This is a genomic window from Stenotrophomonas humi, assembly GCF_001431415.1.
Classification (GTDB): Bacteria; Pseudomonadota; Gammaproteobacteria; order Xanthomonadales; family Xanthomonadaceae; genus Stenotrophomonas; species Stenotrophomonas humi.
This window is the reverse complement of the sequence record NZ_LDJI01000009.1, coordinates 131,361-155,048: the sequence shown is the minus strand read 5'-3', so window position 1 is coordinate 155,048 and position 23,688 is coordinate 131,361. Positions and strand designations below refer to the sequence as shown.

Here is a 23,688-nt window from a genome sequence, read left to right as displayed (position 1 = left end):
CCGTGCCGCTCATCGCTGGCCCAGCAGGCTTCCGACTTGGCAGGAACTGGTGGAGGCATACGGGATGAATCGCGCCACGGCATACCGGTGGATTCGGGCAATGAAAGACGCAAGGGGGATCGCATGAAAGACCTGGTTCTGCCGTGGCCCCACAAAGACTTGTCGCCGAACGGTCGGGTTCACTGGGCGCGCAAGGCGAAGGCGTCTGCCGCTGCTCGCGAGCTGTCGAAGTTTGAGGCGATGGCATCTGGCTGGACTGCCGGCCATGTGTTGCCCGATGGCCGCCTGCACCTATGGATCGACTTCTACCCGCCGACGCGTCGCCTACCTGACGACGACAACATGCTGGCGCGTTGCAAGGCGTACCGCGACGGAATCGCCGACGCACTGGGCATCGATGACAAGAGGTTTGTGAGTCACCCCTACGTGCGCGAAACGCCGCGCAAGGGTGGCGAAGTGGTGTTCCGAATCACTGGCGGGCCGACCGCCGCTAACGAGGGGGTGGGCAATGGCTGATTTGGAGATTCTGTCCCGGCTTGGGCCAAAGACGATCCGGCTGGACACGGGGCGCGGGGGCATTCCGGAGCTGACCGACCAAGACATTGCGGCCGGACTCGGGTTTGCCTCGCCGACCATTGGTCGAGCAGTCATCGAGTTGATGTACTTGCCAGCCGTGGGGCAGCGCGAGATCGACAAGGCGTGCGGGCTGATCTATGCGATGGCTGCGGCAGAGTGGCGGCGCCGGAAGGACGAGATGGCAACTGCTGCGATCAGCCACGAGATGGCAAAGCTTCTGGCTCAGCGCAACAGGGATCGCAGCGAGTCCTGTAAGCGGCACATCAGCACGCTGGAGGGTAAGTCGTACGTGGCAGGTCTCAATAGTTGGCCGGACAACCTGCATAGCAGGCTGGATGCGCTGAGTGAGGTGCTTCTCAGGGATCTACTGGCCAACAAGAAGCCCACAAACGTGGAGATCGCCAAGTCCATTGGGGTGGGCGAGTCTGCATACCGGCAGAGTTGGGCGAAGGTCTACGACTGGCTCTATTCGGCAATCGTTGATTCCCGACATGCTTCTGCAAGGGAGATCATGCGCGCACTCAGAAAGGATGCAGCCTAATCGCGGTGGACGACCGCGAGGGAAAGGGCCTACCGTACTAATATCGCGCGCGAACAATGCCCCGGACTCCCGGGGCTTTTGCGTTATGAGGCTCGCCGCTCTAGCTCAACGGCAGAGCAGCTGTTTTGTAAACAGCAGGCTGTGGGTTCAAATCCCACGGGCGGCTCCACACATAGCGGGTTCGTTCAATTGGTTAGGACAACGGGTTTTGATCCCGTCGATCTAGGTTCGAGTCCTAGGCCCGCCGCCAATCACGTTCGGGTAGCTCAATTGGCAGAGCACCGTCCTCCAAAGTCGGTGGTTGCAGGTTCAAGTCCTGCCCCGTTCGCCATATCAGAGGTAAGCATGTCATCGGCCAACGTAGAGCGCGTGGCCGAGGGCCAGAGCTATCCGGACAACAACCCAAAGACGGCCATTGGTGCACTGAAGGTTCCGCTGCACTTGGTGCCGCCGTCCGCCAAGCACTATCTGGCGATGGCGCTGGCTGACGGGGCGAAGAAGTACGGCCCATACAACTGGCGCGATGCGGCAATCAGCATCTCGGTTTACAAGGCGGCGCTTGAGCGGCATATGGATGCCTTCTGGGACGGCGAAGACGTTGCCCCGGACTCCGGCGTCCACCACGTTGCACACGCCATGGCGTGCTGCGCCTTGATCCTTGATGCAATGAGCGTGGGCAAGCTCCACGACGACCGCCCCACGGCTGGTGCAGTCGCTGATCTGCAACGCGAGTATGCGAGGCCCTGATGAATCCGAGGCGCCACTACGTCATCCCCGACTGCCAGATCAGGCCGGGGGACGCTACAGACCACCTCGACTGGATCGCTGCGGATATCGTCCGGCGCAAGCCTGACGTAATCGTCTGCATCGGCGACTTCTGGGATCTGCCCAGCATGTCGAGCTATAGCGCCCCTGGCGGACTGGAGAAAGAGAACTCCAGGCTGTTGGCTGACATTGAGGCTGGCCGCGAGGCGATGGCCCGGTTGACGGCTCCAATCTGGAAAGAGATTAAACGGCTCAAGGACGGCAAGCGGAAGCATTGGAACCCGCGTTGGATCTTCACCGAGGGCAACCACGAGCACCGCGCTGCACGGCTGGCAGTCAATGACGCCCGATTTGAGGGTGTCGTCGGCACGCACCTAATGGGCGTCGAGACGTTCGGCTGGGAGCGGCACAAATTTGAGGCGCCAGTCGAGGTAGACGGCATTTGGTACTGCCACTACTGGAAGACGGCCCATAGCCCCCGGCCCATAGGCGGCACCATCGACAACCGGCTCAACAAGCTGGGTTTTTCGTTCGTGCAGGGGCATGAGCAGGGCAAGCGCTACGGCGACCGCCCACTGGCGAACGGAAAGACGATTCACGGCCTTGTGGTCGGCTCCTGCTATCTCGGCACCGAGCTATACCGAGGGCCGCAGGGCGCGAACGAGTGGCGCGGTGTCGCAGTGCTGCATGACGTAAGGGACGGGGACTTTGAGCCCATGTTCCTGACGCTGCGCTGGCTATGCCGCGAGTACACGGGCGAGGAGCTGCCGAAGTACATGAAACGCCGGTATCCGGCTCGCGATTGGAGTCACCTGGAATGAAGCCCAACCCGGAAGTGCTGGGCATCGTTGAGGGTCTTCGCGAGCAAGTGCTGCGCGGCGAAGTGAAGGGACTGTTCGTCCTGGCTCAGATGCGGGACGGCGAGTACGCGTGCGACTACTTCACCCCGGATGTCGGCGATCTGCGACTTGAGCTCGGTAGCGAGATTATGCGGATGGGAAGCGAGTAACAGGCCACCCCAAAAGCATTGGGACGTCTACGTTTCAAACGAATTTCAGGCCCCTAGCAGGCCGCCCAGAACTGCCCACAGGGGGCCAGAGTGTCGGATCTCGACTACATCGTTAACCGGGTAGTCGGCCCCGGACTCGCTTTGCTGCCGACGAAGATGGACACGGACAAGGCGCGGCTGATGCTGCTCGCCATTGGACTGCAGGAATCCCGCTTTGAGCATCGCCGCCAGATTGGCGGTCCCGCTCGCGGGTTTTGGCAGTTCGAGAAGGGCGGCGGCGTTCGCGGCGTACTGACACACCAAGCATCCAAGTGGATCGCTATCGTCGTGTGCCGGGAGCGGGGCGTTGATCCGACTGAGGCGGCCGTCTATCCGGCGCTGGAGAAGGATGACCTTCTGGCCTGCGCCTTTGCACGGCTGCTGCTCTACACCGATCCGCGGCCGCTCCCGGCGCCGGGCTATGTCGCTGCGGCGTGGGATTACTACATCCGCAACTGGCGTCCCGGTAAGCCGCATCGACAGACATGGGATGCGCTGTACACCCAAGCGTGGGAGGCGGTCCAGTGATGGATACCGGAACCAATCCAACGGAATTGGGCGGATGGATCGCTGCGATTGTGACCGGCGCACTCGGCTGGTTCAGCGGGAAGGCCGGCCGAAAGCGGGACAACGAAGCAATCACGGCCGAATCCAGGCTGTACGAAACGATCCGCTTGGAGCTGGACAGGCTTACTGAGCAGGTACGTGCCTTGGAGCGCCGCAGCGGCCGCATGTTGAACCACATCTACCGACTGGAAGGACTGATGCGCGCAAGCGGGCTTACCCCGCCGCCATTCGATCCTGACGCCGAGAACATCGGTGCCGGTGGCACTGACTGACCGACATGGGAATTTCCATATCGGCGACACATCAGCCCTTGTGGGCGTGGAGGTTTGAGTGACCCCAGAACAATTCGCCTACTGGATTCAGGGCTTTGCCGAGCTGAATGCACTGCCGCCTAGCCCCGAGCAGTGGCAGTCGATCCGTGAGCATCTGGCGCTGGTGTTTGAAAAGAAGACGCCGGAGTTTCAACCTGCCCGTGTTCCTGACCTTCAGCGTGATCTGATGAGGGCGATGGGGACGGGCATAGCTACCGGTGGCGTACTGAAGTGCTGACCAGAGCGCAGGTAGTCGGCATCGCATGGCTGATGAGCCTGCTGGGCACGTTCTGGGCTGGCTGGTCATGGCGTGGTGATATCGCCGCAGTCACAGGGACCCGCACCGAGCTGAAGCAGTCCAAGGGCGAGACCAAGGCAGTCGAGCAGGCCCGCTCAGTCGAACATTCAAAAAACGAACGTCTGCATGAGATAGGCACCCAATACGAGGCAGCGCGCAGTGAAAACGAAAGTCTGCCTTCGATTGTTGTTGCTGAGCTGCGCAATGGCAATTACCGGCTGCGCGACGAACTCGCGAGCTGTGAAACCCGGAATCTGTCCAGTGCTGCCGCCACCGCCAGCCAGCGTGATGCGGGAGCCGTCAGCAGAGAAGAAATTGCGGGAGCTGCTGTTCGTATCGCAAGAGACAGCGACGACCAGCTCCGAGCCTGCCAAGCGGTAGTGCTGGCTGATAGGAAATAGTTTCACGGCGTGTAGCTCAGTCGGCCAGAGCAGCCCCTTTGTATGGTGCCGGTCGCAGGTTCGAGTCCTGCCACGCCTCAGTTTATGGGTCGATAGCGCAAGCAGTGCGCCCGGGCTCCAAACCCGTGGAGGTTGCGGTTCAAGTCCGTAGCGACCTGCCAGTTAAGTGGAGATCAGAGTGATCGAGCCAAACGAGCGCACCTACACCACAAGCCAGAGTGCTGATGCTGAGTTCGTGACCTGGATTCGGGATGGTGACGGCGAGGCGAACTTGGACGATGCCGCGCTGGAGGTTGTCATCCGGCCGTACCCGCGAGGTCATGACCGGCTCACTGTTGATGCAGCAGGGGACGAGCAGGGTCAAGTGCAGTGGGGCATCACCGCCGAGCAGTCCAAGAAGCTAGGCCAGGGCCTGTATCGAATCATCATTCGCCGCTCCGATAGGGGCGAGCTGTTGCATAGGGGCACGCTTGATATTGCGGCCTAGCGCGAACTAGGAGGCCCTGATGGGCAAGAAGACTGGTAGGCCAAGCAAGTACAGCCAAGAGCTGGACGAGCAGGCGGAGAGGCTGTGTCGCCTCGGCGCTACCGATAAGGATATTGCGCAGTTCTTTGGGGTGACAGAGACAACCCTGAACAACTGGAAGCTACGGCATCCATCGTTTCTTGAGTCCTTAAAGCGCGGCAAGGACGAGGTTGATTCTCAGGTTGAGCAGTCACTGTTCCGCCGGGCTACCGGGTACAGCCATGATGACGTGCATATCAGCAGCTACCAGGGTGCGGTAACTCTTACTCCGATCATCAAGCACTACCCGCCTGACCCGACCGCAATGATCTTCTGGCTTAAGAACCGCCAGCCCGACAGGTGGCGGGATAAGCGAGAGGGCACGGATGGTGATGACGGGCTGCATGACGCGCTGAAGAAGCTGATTGAAGGGCTCCCTGGATGAACACTGGCAACCTGCTGCTAGATAGGCAGCTGGCCCGCTGGTATGCCCTGAAGGATCACCCTGCGCAGCTGGCGCTTGTTGCCGCTGTGCCTTCTGGCGTTCGGTTCCCACTGGTGCCTGCTGGTCGCCGATCAGGCAAGACCGAACGCTTCAAGCGCTTCCTTGTGAAGCAGGCCAATCGGGTGCCCGGGCCGTACTTCGCAGCTGCACCAACGCACGATCAGGCAAAGAAAATCTTCTGGGATGACCTGAAGGCCTTCACCCTGTCGGCGATGCACTCGCGCCGGCCGTCCGAGTCAGATCGAATCATCTACCTGCCGAATGGCAGCGAGATCCATGTGATCGGGCTGGACAAGCCGCAGCGCATTGAGGGTATCCCGTGGAAGGGCGGTGGGATCGACGAGTTTGCTGACGTGAAGTCCAGCGCGTGGGAGGCAAACATCCTGCCTGCGCTGAACACAGTCAACCCGCTGGACCCTAACTACCGCGCGTGGTGCTGGCTGCTCGGCGTCCCGGACGGCCTGAACCACTACTACGACCTCTGCCAAGCGGCAGAGACAGGCGCGGACCCCAACTTCAAGGTTTTTCACTGGAAGTCAGCGGAAATCCTTCCTCCAGATGTCATGGAGTCCATGAAGCGGGCGATGTCGTCAAAGCAGTTCAAGCAGGAGTTTGAGGCCAGCTTTGAGACGGCCAGCGGCAGGATCTACGAGGAATACGGCACCGAGAACGTCACGGATGCAGCTATTGGTCTCGATGAACAGTTGCTGTGGTGCCATGACTTCAACTACACGCCACTTTCGTCTGCAGTATGCGTAAGGCGCGGCGAGAATCTGTTCGCGCTGGATGAGATCGTGTTGACAAGCGCGGTGGCAAGGCAATCCGCCACTGAGTTTGTCGAGAAGTACAAGAATCACGAGAATCGTGAGGTTGTGATCTACGGTGATCCGGCTGGCAAGGCGGGCGAGAAGCACGGGCAACAGTCGAACTACACCGACATGGAGCAGGTGCTGCGCGATAACGGCTGGGAAGTCACAAGGTTAGTCCCAGGCGCTGCACCAGCCATCAAGGACCGACACAATGCAGTTCGGGCCAAGGTGCGCAACGCAGCCGGTCAGGTCTCGCTGTTTGTCAACCCGAAGACTGCGCCGTGGTGCCACAAGGGCATGGCTACGGTGCAGCTCAAAGAAGGATCTTCGTTCCAAGAGGATCAGAAGAACCAGTACCAGCACATCACCACGGCCATTGGTTACTTGGTGGCGTTTGAGTGGCCGGTTCTTCCGGAGACGACAAGCGCTGCTGGCAAGAAGCCCAGTCGCCGCGACTACGACACACACGACGCCGACGACGGCGATAACTGGAAGACAGCATGACCGACGCTACCTTGGACGAAGGCACCGCATCGAAGGCGGTGTCGGTGGATCTGTCCGTCCTGATCGACCAGTTTGAGCAGGCCGAGCAGGATACTCGGGAAGAGCGCGAGCTATCCGAGCGTGACCGCGACTACTACGACGGGAAGCAACTTAGCCCTGAGGAACTGGAGGCGCTGAACAAGCGTCGCCAGCCTGTCGTGATCAGCAATCGCATTGCCCCAAAGGTGGATGCGCTGCTGGGCCATGAGCGCCGCATGCGCACCGACCCTCGCGCCTACCCGCGCACTCCGAAGCACGAGGAAGAGGCGCAGTCGGCAACCGACGCTATCCGGTACGTCTGCGACGAGAACAAGTACAGCCTTGTGCGGTCTGAGGCGGCGGGCGACTTGTTCATTGAGGGTGTCGGTGCGGTATCGATTGCGGTGCGGGTGACGCATGGTCAGCGCGAGGTCTCAATCACCCATATCCCCTGGGATCGCTTCTACCGTGATCCCTGTAGTCGTAGAAAAGATTTCAGCGATGCCGGTTTCATGGGCGTTGCCATCTGGATGGACGAGGCCGACGCGCTGCGGGAATTCCCGGGCAAGGAGGATGCGATCTCCGCTTGCTACTCGGGATGGATCGAGTCCGAGACCTTCGGAGATCGGCCAAAGGTTCAGTGGAGCGACACCAAGCGTAAGCGCATCCGTGTTCTTCAACATCAGTTCAAGCACAAGGGGCAGTGGTCCACCGCAATCTTCTGCAAGGGCGGGTATCTCCGCGATCCTCAAGTTTCGCCGTACGTCGATGAAGTTGGCGAGCCGCAGTGCCAGATCGTCGCCACGTCAGCCTACATCGACCGTGAGAACCGCCGCTATGGCGTAGTTCGCCGGATGATCTCTCCGCAGGACGAGATTAACAAACGCAAGTCGAAGTCCCTTCACCTGTTGAACAGCAAGCAGGTGATCTATGAGAAGGGCGCGGTCCCCGACCTGGAGCGGATGCGGCGCGAAGTAGCCCGTCCAGATGGTGCTATCGAGGTCAAGCCGAATATGCGGTTTGAGATTGTCGATGGCTTGGCGCTTGCTCAGGGTCAGATGGCACTGCTGCAGGAGGCCAAGGCAGAGATCGACGCCAGCGGTGTGAACCCTGCAATTGAGGGTGACGCCAGCGCCCCGAGCGGCCGCGCTCAGGAGATGATGCTCACGTCTGGATTGGCCGAAATGTCGGGCCTGTTCGAAGCGCTGCGCATGATGAGCTGGGAGGTTTATCGGCAGGTTTGGTACCGCATCCGCCAGTACTGGACGGAGGAGCGCTGGGTTCGCGTGACCGATGACGAGCGCAATCTGCGCTGGGTGTCGATCAACAAGCCGGTGCAGCAGTGGGAGCAGGTGGCGCAGCAGGCCGAGCAGTCTGGTCAGCCCTTGGCTCCTGAGCAGCTTCAGCAGCTGCAGGCCGAGCCGATGATGCAGCGAGTTGTCGCCACGCAGAACCAGCTTGCCGAGTTGGATATCGATCTGATCCTTGAGGACGGCCCCGACAGCGTCACCATTCAGTCGGAGCAGTACGAGCAGTTGGTGGAGTTGAAGAAGGCCGACCCGAGCGCGATTCCGACCAAGGCAATCATCGAAGCATCCAGCCTGCGCAACAAGGATCAGATCCTTGAGCAGATGGAGCAGGGCGGCATCCCTCCGCAGGTCCAGCAGCAGATGCAGGAGATGCAGCAGGCCTTGCAAGAGGCAGAGCAGCGCATCCAGCAAGCGGAGCAGAAAGCGGCGGATAAGCAGGCCGACATCCAAATCAAGATGGCCGAGCTGCAGTTGAAGGAGGCCGACAACGTCAACCGACAGCGAGAGCTAGGCATTGAGCAGTACAGGGCCGAAACAGAACGAATGCAGGCCCTCAAGCCAGAACCCCAGCAGACCCCGCCATCGAGCGGGGTTTTTGTTGAGCAGCAATAAGCCTTGTGGCACGTGACGACGGCGAACGGTCGAGCGTGACGACGACGTACGGTCGATGGAGCAGAGAACAATGAGCGACAACGGTACAGACTTCCTTGATGACATGACCCAGCCGCTGGTCGCGACGGAGACGCCGGAAAAACCGGAGCCGGAGCAGCCAGAAGCAGTGGTCGAAACGGTCGATACGCCGCCGGAAGCCCCGGCACCCGAGGTGACGACGACCCCGGAACCCAAAGAGGAACAGGCCGTCCCGTATGCCGCGATGAAAGCGGAGAGGGATAAGCGTCAGGCACTTGAGCGGGAACTGTCTGAGTTGCGGGCAGCACAGCCGCAGCAGCCAGCCCCTGAGTTCTTCGATGCGCCCGAGCAGCACATGCAGGCTCTGGAGCAGCGAGCAACCCAGCGGCTTTACGCAGCACTGGAAGAGCAGGCGCGCGTAGTCCATCCGGATTACGACGAGGTATTCGAGGAAGTGAAGGCTGCAGCCGAGGGCAACCCAGCGATTCAGCAGCGGATCTTCTCGTCAGCCAATCCGGCGCTCGCTGCGTACCAAATTGGCAAGCAGCTGCGTGAGTTCAAGCGAATGGAAGACCCCGTCAAGTACCGCGCCGAGATCGAAGCCGAGGTGCGCACCAAGCTTGAGGCCGAACTGAAGGCCAAAGAGCAGGCCCGCGCCGCAGCTGACGCCGCCATCCCTCCCGACATGACTCAGAGCCGCAATGCGGCGGGGCAGTTTGCCCCGTCCGATAGCGACGTCTTCGACGACCTATTCAACAAATAACGAGGCAATAGAAAATGGCAAGCACCACGATCAGTCCAGCAGTCCGGGCCAAGCAATGGGACGATGGCTTCTTCAAGGAGTACGTCCGAGGCACCGCCTACAAGCGTTACATGGGCTCCAAAGAGACCGACATCTTCCAGGTCAAGAACGACCTTACGAAGAAGAAGGGTGACACGATCACCCTCAATTTGCTGGGGGCCCTGAACGATCAGGACAACGACGGCAGCACTCCACTGGTTGGCAATGAAGAGGCCCTTCCGAACGAAGGCCACCCGATCACCATCAAGATCTCCCGCGCGGCTACTGATGTTACCGTGCTGGAAGAGCAGGCCAGCCCGTTCGATATCCGCGATGCCGGCCGTTCGGCGCTGAAGGTGAAGGCGTCGCGCATCTTGCGTAACGCGATCACCACCGCTCTTGGCAGTATCAACGGCGTCGCCTATGGCACCGCCAACGCCACTCAGAAGAACGCGTGGACTGTCGCCAACGCGGATCGCGTGCTGTTCGGCGCAAATGCCAGCAACTACAGCGCAACACACGCCACTGCGCTGAACAACATCCTGGTGGGTGAGACCTTGAGCCGCGCCACGGTTTCCAAGCTGAAGGCAATCGCGCGCTCGGCCAAGGCTGCCAATGGTGAGGGCATCATGCCCCACATCTACGGAGAGGATCACGAAACCTACGTGCTGTTTGTAGGCACCCGTGCATTCCGCGACCTGAAGAACGACATGGCGACCGTGCTGGCCGAGGCGGAGAAGCGAGGCAAGGAAAATCCGCTTTTCACTGGTGGCAACTCACTGTGGTGGGATGACGTGATCGTCCGAGAGGTGCCGTCCATCGGCAACTTCAACAACACCGCTACCACCCCGATTCCGCTGGAGCCGATGTACTTCTGCGGCGCACAGGCGGTCGGCATCGCGTGGGCCATGACCACCAAGAGCACGACCAAGAAGGAAGACGACTACCAGCTCCACTACGGCGTTGGTTACATGGAACTGCGTGGCGTCGAGAAGCTGCAGTGGAAGAAAGGCGACGCCGCCGCGAAGGACTGGGCGGTTGTGACCGGCTACGTGTCGGCTCCGGCTGCCGCCTAAGCGAAAAGTAGTTCAACAGGCGGGGGCTTCGGCTCCCGCCTTTCTTTTGGGAGAAGTCATGGCAGCACGCGCCGATCTGAATCGCTTGGTGCTTCTCAAGCTGGGCGTTGTTGACGCCAACGAAGCTCCCGAGGCCGAGGACTATGCAGACGTTGATCTGCAGGTTCAGGCCAAGTTGGAAGAGCTGTACGGGGACGGCCTAATCCCGTTCGACTTGGACGCGGATATCCCTGCCAAGTACATGGTCGCAATTTCGTTCATCGTCGCCGTCGAGTTGATCGACGACTACGCCGCGCACTCACGTACTGAAACGTTGATGGCAGGCGCGGACCGGGGCAAGAGGGCGTTGTATCGCTACGCAGCCCGTCCGTACTCAGGTGCTGTGGTGCCTTCGGAGTACTTCTGATGCGGCTCGAACCCGTAAACCTGCTGGGCGGCTTCAACCGCGACGACAGCTACGCATGGTCGGTTCAGGATGTGTGCAACTGGCTGCCAACCGTGGCGGATCAGACCGGCACGCGGACGCAGTTCAAGCTGCGCACTCCGCCCGGGCTTAAGCCGATGCAGAGCGTTGGCGTTGGCCCGATTCGCGGCATCCACAACTGCGAGGGGCGCCTGTTCGTTGTCTCGGGTCAGATGCTGTACGAGATCCGCGCCAATGGCGATGCAGTCTCGCGCGGCACCGTTCCCGGTGTTGGTCGTGTGCGTATGGCGCACAACCAGATCAAGAACGGGAACCAGTTGGCGATTGCCAACGGGCAGTCCGGCTACATCTACAACACGAACACGCTGGCATTCACCCGGATCACCGACGAGGGATTCCCTGGCGCCATCGATGTTGCCTTCATTGATGGCTATCTGTTCTGGATCGAGCCGTTCGGGCGGTTCTGGCTGCACTCCGATCTTGCTGGCGGCTTGAGCTACAACACGCTGGATCGTGGCGAGGCAGAGGCACAGCCGGACAGGATCGTAGGTACCGCCGTCAGCCAAGGCGAGGTCGTTGTCTTCGGTGAGCGCACGGTCGACTTCTTCTACAACACTGGCGGGGCGACTGGCACGTTCCAGTCCAAGGGCAACACCTGCGATGTGGGCTGCGCTTCGCTGAATACCATCCAGAACCTCGACAACTCGGTCATGTGGCTGGGCAACGACGGGGTGATCTACCGTCTCGACGGCTACCGTGCCGTGCCGATCAGTACGCGAGCGGTTGAAAAGACCATTGCCGCGTACGACTGGAAGAACGCATTCGCCTTCACTTGGGAGGACCAGGGCCACAAGGTCTACTACATCACCTTCCCGGACGGCGAGACTTTCGGTTACGACGTTGTCTGCGGCATGTGGCATCGTCGCGAGTCGCAGGGTTTCAAACGTTGGCGGCTCAATAGCTGCGTGTCATGGGGCCGGAAGTGGGTAGCCACCGACTTCCAGAACGGCCAGCTGTGGACTCTCGATTGGGACTATTACCTGGAGGGCGACAAGGAGTTCGTCTCCGAGCTGACCACCGGGATTCTCCACGACAACGGCAACCCGATCAGCATCAATGAGCTTGAGCTGAAGTTCCACACGGGCGGCGTTCCGACCATCCCGGAGTACAGCGAGCCGACAGCCCTGCTGACTACGCCGCCGTACCCTGCTTTTAGCCAGTCGCGGGTTGCTGTGGCATTCGCTGCAATCACTGGCGCGCTGCGCAGCCTGTTCCAGCAGGGTCTGTCATCTGATTCCGTGACTGTTGCATTCGCGGTCACTGGCGGGAGCCTGCGAAGTTTGTTCCAGCAAGGCAGTGCATCTGACTACATGGCCGCCAGTTTCCTTGCAATTGACGGCTCTCTACGTGACGCAATCAGGCTTGGTCGTGCGACCGATCAGATGCAGACCAGCTTCTCCCCTAGAGCGGGGGCGCTCACGTCCCCCCTTGTCCAGGGCCGAGCGGCCACGGACCAATTGAACGTCGGCTTCGCCCCGACAGGAGGCAGCCTCAGTGTTTGACTTGGCAATCCCCGCAGATTTGAAGGTGTCAGGTAAGCATAAGGCGATCAAGTACGACCTGAACTTGGTCGAGATTGACGAAACGCCGTGGTGCAAGAATCTGATCACTGGCGGTGGCCTCGATTTCCTTCTAGGGGCAGCGTCATCGCAGGCGATGTACTTCCATGGGGTCGCAGGAGCTGGGAATGCATCGCCAACGCTTGCGGATACGACCCTACAGTCCTACTTGGGCAAGTACAGTGCATGCCAGTCGATCACTGTCGAGCGGAACTACACGACCGCACCGTACTACGTGAAGATCGCTACTGTGCATCGGTACTATCCGGGCGCTTTTGGCTCATCTCCCGTGAACATCAATGAATTCGGGATGATCTTCAATACGGTGGCTGGGAATGCATCGATCACAGGGTCTACGCAAGTCGCAAGCAGGGCTCTTTCGGTCAATGGGTCCGGTTCACCTGCATCTGTATCGGTGCTGCCAGACGAATACCTTGACCATCATTGGGAGCTGACTGTATGGATTCCAGATTCGTTAATTGGAGCCGTCTCGATTGCCATCGATGGAACTCCGGTATCGCATAATTACGAAGCGCGCCCTGCGAGTATGGGCCGCCCAGAGTCAGGATCTCCCAACCCGGTTTGGTTCACGCCAACATTCTCTCAAGGTTTGGAGCCTTCTACCGTTGGATACTGTGGACTGTCACGTAGGCCGTTCCCCGCGATAACGACTGGATCAGGCGGGGATGGAAACAGTTCAAGCTGGCTGAGCAGCGGTTCACTTGGAGTCGCTGAGGCCCCAATTGGAGGGACCTGGGCATCCAACCTGATGGCAAACACTATTGCAGCGGCCGCTTATTCATCAGGTACGTACTACCGCGACTATACGTACTCTTGGGGACTCAACAACGGCAACGTTAGTGGCGGTGTTTCTGCTGCACAGTTGAGCCTTGGTTGCATGATCTGGAAGGTCAGCTATTCCCCCGCCATCCTCAAGGTTGCAGGGAAGAAGCTTGAGCTGACCTTCCGCCTAAGCATTGCAAACCTATGATTCCAGGTGATCGCAGGTCTACGGTGGATGCGCCAGCGCCATTCTTGGTGCCGGAGCGGAGCAGCCCGCTTATCGACTACGAGTACGGCGGCGTTGCGATCAACGATTCGTCACAGGGGTTGATGGTTAAGGTCTGGACGGCGCGGTACGACGCACGAGTGGCCGCAATTTATCTGTCCGCACCGGGCGTGGACGAGTTCCTTCTGTTCGGACGCCCGGGCGTCACCGAGATTGGGCTGGCCTTCGACCAGAACATGAACCCCTTTGTGTGCTTCGTACAGAACAAGGAGCCATGGGTTTGGTGGTACGACCCGGTTTCGCAGGAGCAGTTGTTCACGAAGGACCTACTGCCTGCCGATGCTGTCAACCCGCGTTGCACTCTAGATGACGGCCGCAATTTCAACGTTTCCAATTCCGACATCATCCTTGCCTACGTTCGCGACGGTGCTATCCGGCATCGCAAGCAGCGCGAGCGCTTCGCCACTGAGCGAACCTTTGCGGGTTCAGCAAAGGGACTCTGGCAGCTGGGGATGGCTACCAACCTACGCCTGGAGGCGAGTTACTTCCCATGAGCGGCGACCATCACGTCCTGATCGCTGTGATCAAGGACTCAAGCCAGAACCCGTCCAACTGGAAGAAAAGATCGCTGGGCGCAATCGGCGAGTACGGCAAGTCGGTGACGGTTACCCGTGTCGGCATGTGCAGGGAGGCGGTGTGCAAGATCCGCGTCTCCAGCCCGATCAAGCGTGACCTGATCGCCGCGGCGGTCAAGCTGGAGCCTCGAAGCGGATGAAGACTGCGACCGGTCCAGAGTTCCTGGAGTCGGTCGCCAATCACCCAGATGTCTATAGGGCCGTTTCCTGGAAGGGATGCGGCCCTATTCGTTTGGGCGATCACTGGGCCGAGTGCATCGGCCTTGAGTTTGGCGACCGTGGCGGCTTCATCTACCACCGGCAGGCGGCGGGCGTGTACGAGGTTCACACGCTCTTCCTGCCGCACACCAAGAACGCGGCCCAGTTCGCCCGTCAGTCACTGGCCTACATGTTCGGCGAGCAATCCGCCGATCTGATCCTGACGCAAATCGCCGTCGATCTTCCGCACGTTCGCCGGTTCGCCCTGAAGCAGGGCTTCACGAAATTTCACGAGATCCACAACGGCTGGGAGCGCGATAGCGGCCCGGTGGATGTGGAGTTCTTTGAGCTATCAAGGGAGGCGTTCAAATGCCTGCAGCAGCAATCGTCGGCGTAGCAGTATCAGCTTACGCAGCAAACCAGCAGAAGAAGGCAGCAAAGGGCGCCGCCAATGCCACACAGCGGGCGGCAGATTCCGCCACTGCAGAGCAGGCACGGCAGTACGACCAGAGTCGGCAGGACAACATGCCGTGGCTGCAGGCGGGGCAGAATGCACTCTCCCGGTTGGAGGGGGCTAGCGCCGGCAACTTCGACAGCTTCAAGGCATCGCCTGACTATCAATTCACGCTTGATCAGGGTCTCAAGGGCCTTGAGCGCGGTGCGTCAGCTCGGGGTGGTCTCTACTCCGGCGGTGCTGATGCAGATCGAATGCAGTTCGGCGCCGGCGTAGCATCACAGCAGTTCGGAGACTGGTGGAATCGACAGGCCGGTATCGCGAACGTTGGGCAGACAACCGCATCTGGTCTTGCCAGTCTCGGGCAGAACTACGCCAACGCAGCCGGGAACAACGCTTTCGCGGCGGCTGATGCGCGCTCATCGGCATATGGGCAGCGAGCCTACGCCAACAACGCGCTGGCTGGGTCCATCGCAAACACCGGGCTGAATGCCCTTGGCAAAATCGGCTGGGGAGGCGTCTGATGGTCAATGCACTCGCAGGGCTAGCGGATGGCGCCCGTCTATCGCAGGGGTTTCAGGACACCTACGACAACTCCCGATTGAACATGCTGGCTGGGAAGGCCTACACGGCCCCTCCAGAGCAGCGTCAGTCGTTGCTTGGGAATATGGCAGCAGTGAACCCGCAGGCCGCACAGGCGCAACAGCAGCAGTGGCAGGGAGACGAAGATCGCCAGACCAAGTTGCTGGTGAACGGGGCCCGCTACATGAAGGGCGCGCTGGACAGTAAGAATCCAAACGCCGTATCTGGTGCTTGGAACAGTCTGCGTCCAGCGATCATCCGGGCGGGGCTTGCGACCGAGCAGGAGTTGTCGCCGACGTGGGATCCAAGCTACGAAACGACCATGCACCAGTTGCTCGGCATGGGCGGGGCTGAGACTTCCGCTTACAACCAGAACAAGGTGATTGGAGATTCCTTGGTCGGACCTGATGGCCGAGTCATCTATCAGTCCGAGCGCCAGCCGGAATACATGTGGTCTGACCGAGCGGGTGCATGGATTCCGAACCCGAACAACGCGCTCATCGGCGGCAGCCAAAGCAACCCGCAAGGGACTCCTGCAAATCCCCTTGAGCAGGGCGGATCGCAAGCCGAGGTTGATGCCAATGCGAGTCTGGCTAACCAGCTGATCGCTGCCGGCATTCCAGAGGCCCAAGTCGATGCATTCCTTGCTGCGAGGATGAATCCCAACGGAGGCCCCGCAGCCTCTGCTGCACCGGGAACTCTGGACCCAGTGCGTGTTGCTGGGGTTGGCCCCAAGCCGGAGATTTCGGCTGCAGAGCAGATGCGCCTTGATATGGCTCGTGAAGCTTCAGCTAGAGCAGATCGGGCCGATGCTCGGGCTGATCGTGCGGAGCAGCGCCAGGTGTCGGCCAACGCTGTTACTGGTAAGCCGCCGTCAGAAGGTGAGCGCAAGGCGGCAACCCTTCTGCAGCGACTGAACTTCTCTCAGCAGCAGCTCAATGGCGCCGTGCAGGATGACCCGAATGCTGCGGCGCCTGGAATTCTGCAGTCAGGTGTCAGGGCTGTGTTTGGCGACTCCGCGTCCAACACGATCACTCATGCTGCTCGCCAGCGTGTTGAGGCTGCACAGCTCGACATCCTTGATGCGGCACTGACTCTGGGCACTGGTGCGGCGTATACCCGGGAGCAGTTGGAGGGCTATCGACGCTCCTATTTCCCGCAGATCGGCGACAGTCAGGCAACGATTAAAGACAAGTCGGCGCGGCTTCAGAACGTCATCGAAGCGGCAAAGATCGCTGCGGGTCGCGCCGCTCCAGGGCAGGACGCAGCGGCGCAGCCGCAACCAATGCAGTCCGCCCCCGCATCCGACTTCAGCAACCTCTGGAACTGACACATGGCAAAGAAATGGTCTGAGGTCTCCCAATCGGAGGCCTTTCTGGCGTTGCCGCCAGAGCAGAAGGAGGCGGCCCGGAACCAATACTTTGAGCAGGTCGTGACGCCGCAGATCCGCGACCCGTCGCAGGTGCCAGTTGCTCGCCAGCAGTTCGACACGCAGACGCGAATCACGGACCTTCCCAGCGTCAACGCCGCACCCTCGGACTTCTCGGATGTGACGGCAGGCGTAACCAGCACCGAGGACAGGGCTCGTAATCCGGCGAATGACTCAGCGTTCGCGCGCATGGTGTCGGGGCAGTCGGCGCCGCGGCCAGAGGGCAATGCGGTCGGGCGTGCACTCGGTCAGGTGGGCGGACGCGAGGTGCTGCAGGGCGCCTATGGATTGTTCGGATCGCTTGGTGGCGACCTCTTGGACCACTACGTTCTTGGCCCTGTTGACCGACAGTTGGGCACCAACCTGAGCACGGGTGGCCGTGGCTATCGTCAGGCTGCATCCGATCTGGCCGACAGCGTCGGGATGTACAAGCCGCAGACAGCCAAGGACCGCATCTACTCCGGTGTCGGCGAAGCACTTACCGGCACGGGTCTGACGCTTGGCCTCGGCGCTGGGTTGAATGCTCTTGCTGGCGCAGGACGTGCAGCTCCGGCCACATCCAAGATCGGCAACTTCCTGACTGCCCAGCCGATTTTGCAGGGCGTGTCCGCCGCTACTGGATCCGCCGCCAGCGGCGCTGTCCGCGAATCGGGCGGCTCACAGGGGCAGCAGCTGGCCGCAGGATTGCTGGGCGGACTTGGCCCGGGCGTTGCCAGCGCTGCGGGTGGGGCTGCAATGCGCGGCGCTGTGCGTGGCACGTCCGGGCAGCAGATGCGTAACACCCTGGCCGACTTCCAGGCGCTCGGTGCCAATCCTTCCGTCGGTCAGGCTTCGGGCAATCGCCTGATTCAAGGCGCCGAAAACCTACTGGCTGGCGGCCCAACTTCTGCGGGTGTCATGGGGCGCTTTGTCGAACGCCAAGCCGACGACATTGGAAGTGGCCTTCGCCGGACTGCCGATAGCATGTCGCCTGATGCAAGCTCCGTAAATGCTGGCGAGGCGATCCTGAGTGGAGCGGATGAGTGGATGAAGCGAACGAGGGCTGCATCAAATCGCGCCTATTCGGCCGCTGATGACGCCATTGGCCGTGACCGCCGCGTAGACGTGTCGGAAAGCAAGACGGCGTTGGCTGGGATGAATCAGTCGATTGAAGGGGCTCCAAACGTTGCCAGGTTCTTCCAGAACGCCAGGATTCAGGGGATAGAAAAATCCCTACTTGATGACACCGACGACTTTGCAGCAACGCTTACTCGTCCGGATGTACGGGCTGAGGCGGATGCACTCCGCTCCAGCCTGAAGGAGCAGGCGGCATCGCGCAGGGCGCAGTTGGCGGAAGAGACTAATTTGCAACGGCAGGATCTGGTTTCCGATGCCGGGGCTGCCAGGGATCGACTCACCGCAGAGGCTAATCAGCTGCGCGACCGCATGAGCAACGCAGTCGAGGCGCGCCGTCAGGATCTGTATCGGCAGGCAGATGAGATGCAACTCGAGTTGCGGACGGCTCAGCAACGGGCTCTTGCTGAAAACGCACGCCGGGAGCAGCTCGGCATGCCGAATCGTGAACCTGTCATTTCTGATGCGGAGATTGCGGCGCGAGTACCGACGCGGTCACAGATTGATTCGCAGCTTCCAACCGCAAAAGACATCGAGGCGCAGATTCCTACTGCTAAGGACATCGAGGCACAAGTGATGTCGCCGGCAGAAATAGAGCGCCGCGTTACTCCTGATTCCGCGATTCGGGACGCATCCTTCGGAGATGCGCACATTGAATCTGAGGTCAGGAAGCTCCTAGAAAGCCGCGTGGACGGGAAGCTCCCCTATGATGCCCTCACAAAGCTAAGGACGCTCGTAGGAGGGGAGATCGACAACTATTCCCTTGTAGATAACGTACCTAGGAGCAAATGGAAATCCCTCTACTCAGCGCTTTCAAGGGACATGGAGGCATCAATCGCTTCGCCTGAGGCAATGAGGGCTTGGACTCGGGCGAACAATTACTACAAGCTGCGAGTGGCGAGGGCGGAGCGCATTGATCGGGTGGTTAACGCCAATGGTGGCCCGGAAGACGTATTCAAGGCAGCGATGTCAGGAACCAAAGAGGGGGGGACCAAGATTCGTGCCGTGATGGATTCGCTGCCTCGCGATAGCCAGAAGGCTGTAACGGCTGCCGTCATCAAGCGAATGGGGCTTGCCCGGAGTGGAGCTCAGAATGCAGAGGGCAACGTGTTCAGCGCGGACACGTTCCTGACGAAGTGGAATGACATCAGCCCAGAAGCCCGCAAGGTGCTATTCAATCGCTATGGTCCAGATTTCAGCAACGACATGGACCGCATTGCTCGCGTGGCAGAGAATCTCAAGAATGGCGCCAAGGTGTTTGCCAACCCATCGGGTACGGCGAATCGGACGGCGGGCATGACCTATGGTGCGTCACTCATCGGCGGATTGTTTACGGGGACTCTGGCATTGCCAGTTGGCATTGGAATTGGCGGAAATGTACTGGCGCGACTTATGACCAATCCTAGCGTTGTGCGAGAACTGGCGAACGCTACTCGGTTCCCGCTCAATGGCGTATTGGCGACTGCAAGGAATCTGCACCGCATTGCCGAAAGCGAGGAAGACCCTGAAATCGCGAAGCTCGCAGATGTCCTAGCGCAGAATCCAAAGGACCAGTTGCAGCAGTCCGAATCCAGCCAGCAGCAATGAGAATACGAAAACGGCAATGAGGCCCCATCCCTTGAGGCCAAGTCCAGGCTCAAGGGACTTTTCATGCTCTCGCTGCATCCAGTCTTTCGGCTGGCCACCTGTATTACTGAGGTCGAACTCTTTCTGGCTCACATCGGCTCCTCGAACTATTCGTAGACTACTGGGCATCAAGGATGGCGAGAATCTTGTAAGACTCCTTCTGGAGCTTCTTCCCGTCAATGCTGACCGGCCACTCTAGCTTCACTTTGTCACCAGAGAATTCGGCCGATACCGTGGAGGACATAGGAATTCGGCAACTCCGGTACATGCTGGGATTCGACCACTCGCTCCAGTTCATCTTGGCAGCACAGTTGGCCACGGCAATTCGTCCATCCGGCAGCTGCAGTGACAGCGTGGCTCCCCTCACTTGGTACGTGCCGACGAAGCCAGGGGCTGACACCGTCGATGTATTGGCGGTGCCGCTACAGTTCGCAGAGCTGCCATATCCGGAGCACTGAGCGCTTCCCGTTGTATATGAGTTCGATATTCCGGGGACGGAGTATGCGTAGTCCTGGGCGCTGTCTTGTCGGTCAATGACGGTCACGGTCATTCGCTCGCCAGCATGGACGTTTGCAGCAACGGCCAGAACGGCAAACGCAAAGCCCGCAGCAATGATTGTTCCCTGACTTTTGGAACTCATGTTTACCCCCTCCTAGGCCCCAGATCGTACCACTGGGGCGTGAAGCCAACATCCAACCCCGAGCCCGCCCAGTGCGGGCTTTGTCATTTTTGGAGGCCTGAATGAGCTTTCGTTTTTATAATCCGGCGCCGGTCTTCCATGACCTTCTCGGCCTCGATCCCTGCAACGGCGGTTCGCTGACTTTCTGCGAGCTGGGCACCACCACGCCGAAAGGCACCTGGGCCGATCAGGATCAGACCATCCCGAATGAAAACCCGGTGCCGCTGGACTCGGCGGGCCGGTCGAACACCAACATCTGGCTGGACGGCGGCTACACCGTGACGCTGCGTGCCGGCGACGGCACCGTCGTTTGGGCTCGTGACGTGGACAGCGGGCAGGGTGCCGGCGCAGCTCTGCCGCCGATGGAGCCGGGCAAGTTCCTGACGACTGACGGCAGCAACTGGCTGTTGGCTGATGTCCGCCAGGTTCCCGACCCGTCCGGATCGCCCGACACGATCCTCGGCACCGATGGCGCGAACCTCATCTGGACCGCCAAGGCCGAGCCGCCGCCTGCCGCTGAGGTCTCCGGCGTGGACAAGGTCATCATCAAAACCGGCGGCGACACCGACTGGATGATCCTCAAGGGGCAGGGCACGTCGCCCGCGTCCGGCACTCAGAAGAGTTCGCTCCCGGTGACCTTCGCCACCGCGTTCAAGGCGGGCACGACCCCGAACGTCACCCTGATCCCCTCCCCGGGCCTGCAGGCCAGCGGCGCCGTAGTCGTCCCGTACCTGTCTTCCGTTCCGACCGCCACCGGCTTCACTGCCGCCTTCGACGTCGCCGAGGGCAACCCGTCCGAAGCCAACGTCAATACCCCCATCGTCTTCCAGTGGATCGCTCAGGGTCAGGTGCCAGCAGCATGAAGAGTCCCGGCTTTGCAGCCCAGCCCGGTCAGGGGGAGCCGATTGCTGGGCGTGACGGGCGTGTCTCGCGGGCGTGGGCGAACTACTTTGCGCAGCTCGCCTTGGCCCAGACCGGCGATGATCTCCGCCATCTCTACGAGGCCTTGGCCGCGCGTGTGGCCGATCTGGCCGATGGGCAGACCCTGCGGATCATTGGGCGCAACTCGGTCAACTCGGCTGGCACGTCCGTGGTCGAGATCCAGCTGGTCGGCGACGAGTTGTCCCCCGGCAACACCGAGTACTACGGAACGGGTCCGGATGGTGCAAAGGGATTCTTCCCGGTTGCCGATGCCATCGAAGTGGAGGCGGCCGATCTAGACAAAGTGGTGGGCGCTGACGGCGTCGTCACACTTGGCCTCGCTGACGTGCCAGACGTGGGCGGTGGCACCCTCCAGAAGACCGTCTTTGACGCCAAAGGGCGCAAGACCGGCACGAGCGCAGCAACGACGGATGATCTGGACGAAGGGACGGGCAACCTCTACTACACCGATGTCCGTGCTGATGCTCGGATCGCTGCACAGAAGGGGGTAGCCAACGGCCTCGCGACCCTTGATGCAGGGGCGAAGCTTCCCGCCAACCAGCTACCTGCACTCGCGATCACCGACACATTCGTCGTTGCCAGCCAGTCGGCCATGCTGGCCCTTGCTGCAGAGCGCGGCGACGTTGCGGTGCGAACCGACCTGCAGAAGTCGTTCATCCTCACGGCTGAGCCTGCTGGAACGCTGGGCAACTGGCAGGAGCTGCTGGTACCGACGGGCAACCCCGGCACGGTCACCTCGGTTGCACTGTCGGTTCCGACTGGCCTTGCAGTTGCCGGCTCGCCCATCACATCCAGCGGCACCTTCACGGTGTCGTATGCCGCTGGCTATCAGGGCTACACGTCCGTTGAGGCCACAAAACTCTCGGGGATAGCAGCCGGTGCAACGGTAGGCGCGACCTGGGGTGCGAACCTCGCCAGTATCCCGGCTAACATCACCAGTTGGGCTGGCATTGCCCCTGCCACAAAAGCCGATGCGTCTGCGCTTGCAGGAAAATACGACAAGACGGGCGGCCCTATTACAGGCGCGGTGAGTCTGCAGGGGAACTCCTCTCGATTTGTCTTTTACGACGACAACTTGGACGTGCCTGTAATCGACGTCGGAGCCGGGTACGGTACCGCGACCGACCGGAATGGCTACATCGCGAACCGTAACGCGACGGGGTTTATTGAGGTCTCCGCGTTCAATTTCAGTCGCAGATTTCGACTGGTATCAGACGGCTTCCTCTTCAATGGTCCGCTGTACCCTAGCGACGACAACCTCTACAGCGCCGCGCTCGCGAGCGCGCGTTTTTCGGTTGTTTATGCGGGGACCGGAACGATCAACACTTCGGATGCCCGAGAGAAGACGCCGGTTCGTCCGCTGACTGCCGTAGAGCTTGCCGCAGCCATCGAGCTGGGCGGGGAGATCGGCGCCTACAAGTGGCTGGAAATGGTCGGGGCCAAGGGCGAGGCTGCCCGGGAGCATATCGGCCTAACCGTGCAACGCGCCATCGAGGTAATGCAGTCGCATGGACTCGACCCGTTCGCCTACGGATTCATCTGCTACGACGAGTGGGACGAGTTGCCAGAGATCCGTGGCGAAGACGGCGAGATAGTGCAGAAGCACCGCGCAGCCGACAATCGCTACAGCTTCCGCATGGACGAGCTGCTCGCCTTCATTGCGCGCGGGCTTGCGCATCGGCTGGATGCCATGGAGCAGAGACTGTCGGCTGCTGGCCTCTAATCCCAGTCCGTGAGACGCCGGGGAGTATCCTTATTGGATGCTTCCTGACGGCTTCCAATGGACCAAGGCGTCCCCAAACGACACCCTGCCGACGACGATATCGCTAGGTGGGATAGGCGTCTGCCGGATGATGGACCGGGTGGACAAGTCATGGTTCGTGTACCTGGACTACCACTTGCCGCCGCCAGATGGGCGATTGGTCCACCGCAAGCGCGACTGCACCAGTTTTCCGAACGGGGTCCGGGGCTGCGAGGCATGGGTGGTCAAGCATGAAGAAAGGCTGCGCCGCGAAGTGGGCGAAAGGGAGCTGGCCTGGCGGCAGAGTCGAGGGCTGATTTAGGTGACCCCAAACTGACCCCACGGAAGCGGCAAGTAGCTGATTCTTATAGGGCACAGATGATCACGACTGACCACCTTAGTTCTTGTTTTTGTTGATCTTACGTGACCTTGACATGGTAGGGGTCACAGGTTCGAACCCTGTACCGCCCACCACTTCCCGGAAACGGCGAAGTGGAGAAAACGAGAAAAGCCGGCCATTGGCCGGCTTTTTTGTTTCTGAATCGCGTGCAGCCGGCGTGCTGTACGTTCATCGTCGAATGAAGCGTTCAAC

General features: G+C 60.5%; 27 protein-coding genes and 3 tRNA genes. 29 read left to right on the top strand and 1 reads right to left on the bottom strand.

The features are described from left to right. Positions 1-123 precede the first annotated feature (123 nt). The 27 genes from ABB26_RS05075 to ABB26_RS04940 all read left to right on the top strand — a co-directional run bounded on the left by ABB26_RS05075 (position 124) and on the right by ABB26_RS04940 (position 19,695). Positions 124-516 (top strand): hypothetical protein, encoded by a 393-nt coding sequence (locus tag ABB26_RS05075; RefSeq protein ID WP_057632563.1) that lies wholly within the window; start codon positions 124-126, stop codon positions 514-516. Then, complete coding sequence (locus ABB26_RS05070; protein WP_057632561.1) at positions 509-1,117, top strand: hypothetical protein; 609 nt, start codon at positions 509-511, stop codon at positions 1,115-1,117. The genes ABB26_RS05075 and ABB26_RS05070 overlap by 8 nt, the downstream gene beginning before the upstream one ends. A gap of 94 nt (positions 1,118-1,211) precedes the next feature. Then, positions 1,212-1,286 (top strand) — tRNA-Thr (locus tag ABB26_RS05065). Between the two features lie 176 nt (positions 1,287-1,462). Further along, on the top strand, positions 1,463-1,864 hold the full coding sequence (locus tag ABB26_RS05050; protein ID WP_057632559.1) for a dATP/dGTP diphosphohydrolase domain-containing protein: 402 nt from the start codon (positions 1,463-1,465) through the stop codon (positions 1,862-1,864). Beyond that, positions 1,864-2,703: a hypothetical protein gene (locus ABB26_RS05045; RefSeq protein ID WP_057632557.1), complete on the top strand. Its 840-nt coding sequence runs from the start codon at positions 1,864-1,866 to the stop codon at positions 2,701-2,703. Before ABB26_RS05050 ends, ABB26_RS05045 begins: the two co-directional genes overlap by 1 nt. Next, positions 2,700-2,891 (top strand): hypothetical protein, encoded by a 192-nt coding sequence (locus ABB26_RS05040; RefSeq protein WP_057632553.1) that lies wholly within the window; start codon positions 2,700-2,702, stop codon positions 2,889-2,891. Before ABB26_RS05045 ends, ABB26_RS05040 begins: the two co-directional genes overlap by 4 nt. Before the next feature lie 90 nt (positions 2,892-2,981). Continuing rightward, positions 2,982-3,458, top strand: coding sequence for a hypothetical protein (locus ABB26_RS05035; protein ID WP_057632552.1), 477 nt, complete (start codon positions 2,982-2,984; stop codon positions 3,456-3,458). After that, on the top strand, positions 3,458-3,769 hold the full coding sequence (locus ABB26_RS05030) for a hypothetical protein (protein ID WP_057632550.1): 312 nt from the start codon (positions 3,458-3,460) through the stop codon (positions 3,767-3,769). The genes ABB26_RS05035 and ABB26_RS05030 overlap by 1 nt, the downstream gene beginning before the upstream one ends. Positions 3,770-3,827: 58 nt before the next feature. Beyond that, entirely contained in the window at positions 3,828-4,046 is a 219-nt protein-coding gene (locus ABB26_RS05025; protein ID WP_057632548.1) for a hypothetical protein, read from the top strand. Between the two features lie 32 nt (positions 4,047-4,078). Next, positions 4,079-4,507 (top strand): hypothetical protein, encoded by a 429-nt coding sequence (locus tag ABB26_RS18895; RefSeq protein WP_152982555.1) that lies wholly within the window; start codon positions 4,079-4,081, stop codon positions 4,505-4,507. A gap of 5 nt (positions 4,508-4,512) precedes the next feature. Then, a tRNA-Thr gene (locus tag ABB26_RS05015) sits at positions 4,513-4,586 on the top strand. Between the two features lie 7 nt (positions 4,587-4,593). Further along, a tRNA-Trp gene (locus tag ABB26_RS05010) sits at positions 4,594-4,668 on the top strand. A gap of 17 nt (positions 4,669-4,685) precedes the next feature. Then, positions 4,686-4,994: a hypothetical protein gene (locus tag ABB26_RS05005; RefSeq protein ID WP_152982554.1), complete on the top strand. Its 309-nt coding sequence runs from the start codon at positions 4,686-4,688 to the stop codon at positions 4,992-4,994. A 19-nt stretch (positions 4,995-5,013) separates the two neighbouring features. After that, a complete protein-coding gene (locus ABB26_RS05000) occupies positions 5,014-5,457 on the top strand; it encodes a helix-turn-helix domain-containing protein (protein WP_057632542.1) in 444 nt (147 codons plus the stop codon). Next, positions 5,454-6,830, top strand: coding sequence for a terminase large subunit domain-containing protein (locus ABB26_RS04995; protein ID WP_057632541.1), 1,377 nt, complete (start codon positions 5,454-5,456; stop codon positions 6,828-6,830). The genes ABB26_RS05000 and ABB26_RS04995 overlap by 4 nt, the downstream gene beginning before the upstream one ends. Next, positions 6,827-8,770, top strand: a complete 1,944-nt coding sequence (locus ABB26_RS04990; RefSeq protein ID WP_057632540.1) for a portal protein — start codon at positions 6,827-6,829, stop codon at positions 8,768-8,770. Before ABB26_RS04995 ends, ABB26_RS04990 begins: the two co-directional genes overlap by 4 nt. A gap of 70 nt (positions 8,771-8,840) precedes the next feature. Further along, positions 8,841-9,551 carry a hypothetical protein gene (locus ABB26_RS04985; RefSeq protein ID WP_057632539.1) on the top strand — a complete coding sequence of 237 codons (711 nt, stop codon included), beginning with the start codon at positions 8,841-8,843 and terminating at the stop codon, positions 9,549-9,551. 14 nt (positions 9,552-9,565) lie between these two features. Beyond that, a complete protein-coding gene (locus tag ABB26_RS04980) occupies positions 9,566-10,645 on the top strand; it encodes a phage capsid family protein (RefSeq protein WP_057632537.1) in 1,080 nt (359 codons plus the stop codon). Positions 10,646-10,703: 58 nt separating this feature from the next. Next, positions 10,704-11,051 carry a hypothetical protein gene (locus tag ABB26_RS04975; protein WP_057632535.1) on the top strand — a complete coding sequence of 116 codons (348 nt, stop codon included), beginning with the start codon at positions 10,704-10,706 and terminating at the stop codon, positions 11,049-11,051. Next, positions 11,051-12,631 (top strand): packaged DNA stabilization protein, encoded by a 1,581-nt coding sequence (locus ABB26_RS04970; protein WP_057632533.1) that lies wholly within the window; start codon positions 11,051-11,053, stop codon positions 12,629-12,631. The genes ABB26_RS04975 and ABB26_RS04970 overlap by 1 nt, the downstream gene beginning before the upstream one ends. Then, the gene (locus tag ABB26_RS18890; RefSeq protein ID WP_152982553.1) at positions 12,624-13,679 is read left to right on the top strand and encodes a hypothetical protein; all 1,056 of its coding nucleotides are present in this window, start codon (positions 12,624-12,626) and stop codon (positions 13,677-13,679) included. Before ABB26_RS04970 ends, ABB26_RS18890 begins: the two co-directional genes overlap by 8 nt. After that, positions 13,676-14,251, top strand: a complete 576-nt coding sequence (locus tag ABB26_RS04965; RefSeq protein WP_057632531.1) for a hypothetical protein — start codon at positions 13,676-13,678, stop codon at positions 14,249-14,251. Before ABB26_RS18890 ends, ABB26_RS04965 begins: the two co-directional genes overlap by 4 nt. Then, a complete protein-coding gene (locus ABB26_RS04960; RefSeq protein WP_057632528.1) occupies positions 14,248-14,472 on the top strand; it encodes a hypothetical protein in 225 nt (74 codons plus the stop codon). Before ABB26_RS04965 ends, ABB26_RS04960 begins: the two co-directional genes overlap by 4 nt. Next, the gene (locus ABB26_RS04955; RefSeq protein ID WP_057632526.1) at positions 14,469-14,927 is read left to right on the top strand and encodes a hypothetical protein; all 459 of its coding nucleotides are present in this window, start codon (positions 14,469-14,471) and stop codon (positions 14,925-14,927) included. The genes ABB26_RS04960 and ABB26_RS04955 overlap by 4 nt, the downstream gene beginning before the upstream one ends. Continuing rightward, complete coding sequence (locus ABB26_RS04950) at positions 14,900-15,508, top strand: hypothetical protein (RefSeq protein ID WP_057632524.1); 609 nt, start codon at positions 14,900-14,902, stop codon at positions 15,506-15,508. The genes ABB26_RS04955 and ABB26_RS04950 overlap by 28 nt, the downstream gene beginning before the upstream one ends. Then, positions 15,508-16,896 (top strand): hypothetical protein, encoded by a 1,389-nt coding sequence (locus ABB26_RS04945; RefSeq protein WP_057632521.1) that lies wholly within the window; start codon positions 15,508-15,510, stop codon positions 16,894-16,896. Before ABB26_RS04950 ends, ABB26_RS04945 begins: the two co-directional genes overlap by 1 nt. Positions 16,897-16,899: 3 nt before the next feature. Then, positions 16,900-19,695: a hypothetical protein gene (locus ABB26_RS04940; RefSeq protein ID WP_057632519.1), complete on the top strand. Its 2,796-nt coding sequence runs from the start codon at positions 16,900-16,902 to the stop codon at positions 19,693-19,695. A gap of 157 nt (positions 19,696-19,852) precedes the next feature. Here the strand turns inward: ABB26_RS04940 and ABB26_RS18885 are convergent, their stop codons facing one another. Then, positions 19,853-20,374 (bottom strand): hypothetical protein, encoded by a 522-nt coding sequence (locus tag ABB26_RS18885; RefSeq protein WP_152982552.1) that lies wholly within the window; start codon positions 20,372-20,374, stop codon positions 19,853-19,855. A 101-nt stretch (positions 20,375-20,475) separates the two neighbouring features. On the opposite strand from ABB26_RS18885, the gene ABB26_RS04930 reads away from it, so the two are divergent. Both ABB26_RS04930 and ABB26_RS19280 read left to right on the top strand, forming a co-directional pair. Then, on the top strand, positions 20,476-21,276 hold the full coding sequence (locus tag ABB26_RS04930; RefSeq protein ID WP_057632515.1) for a hypothetical protein: 801 nt from the start codon (positions 20,476-20,478) through the stop codon (positions 21,274-21,276). Then, positions 21,273-23,078: a tail fiber domain-containing protein gene (locus ABB26_RS19280; protein ID WP_057632513.1), complete on the top strand. Its 1,806-nt coding sequence runs from the start codon at positions 21,273-21,275 to the stop codon at positions 23,076-23,078. Before ABB26_RS04930 ends, ABB26_RS19280 begins: the two co-directional genes overlap by 4 nt. The last annotated feature ends 610 nt before the right edge of the window (positions 23,079-23,688 follow it).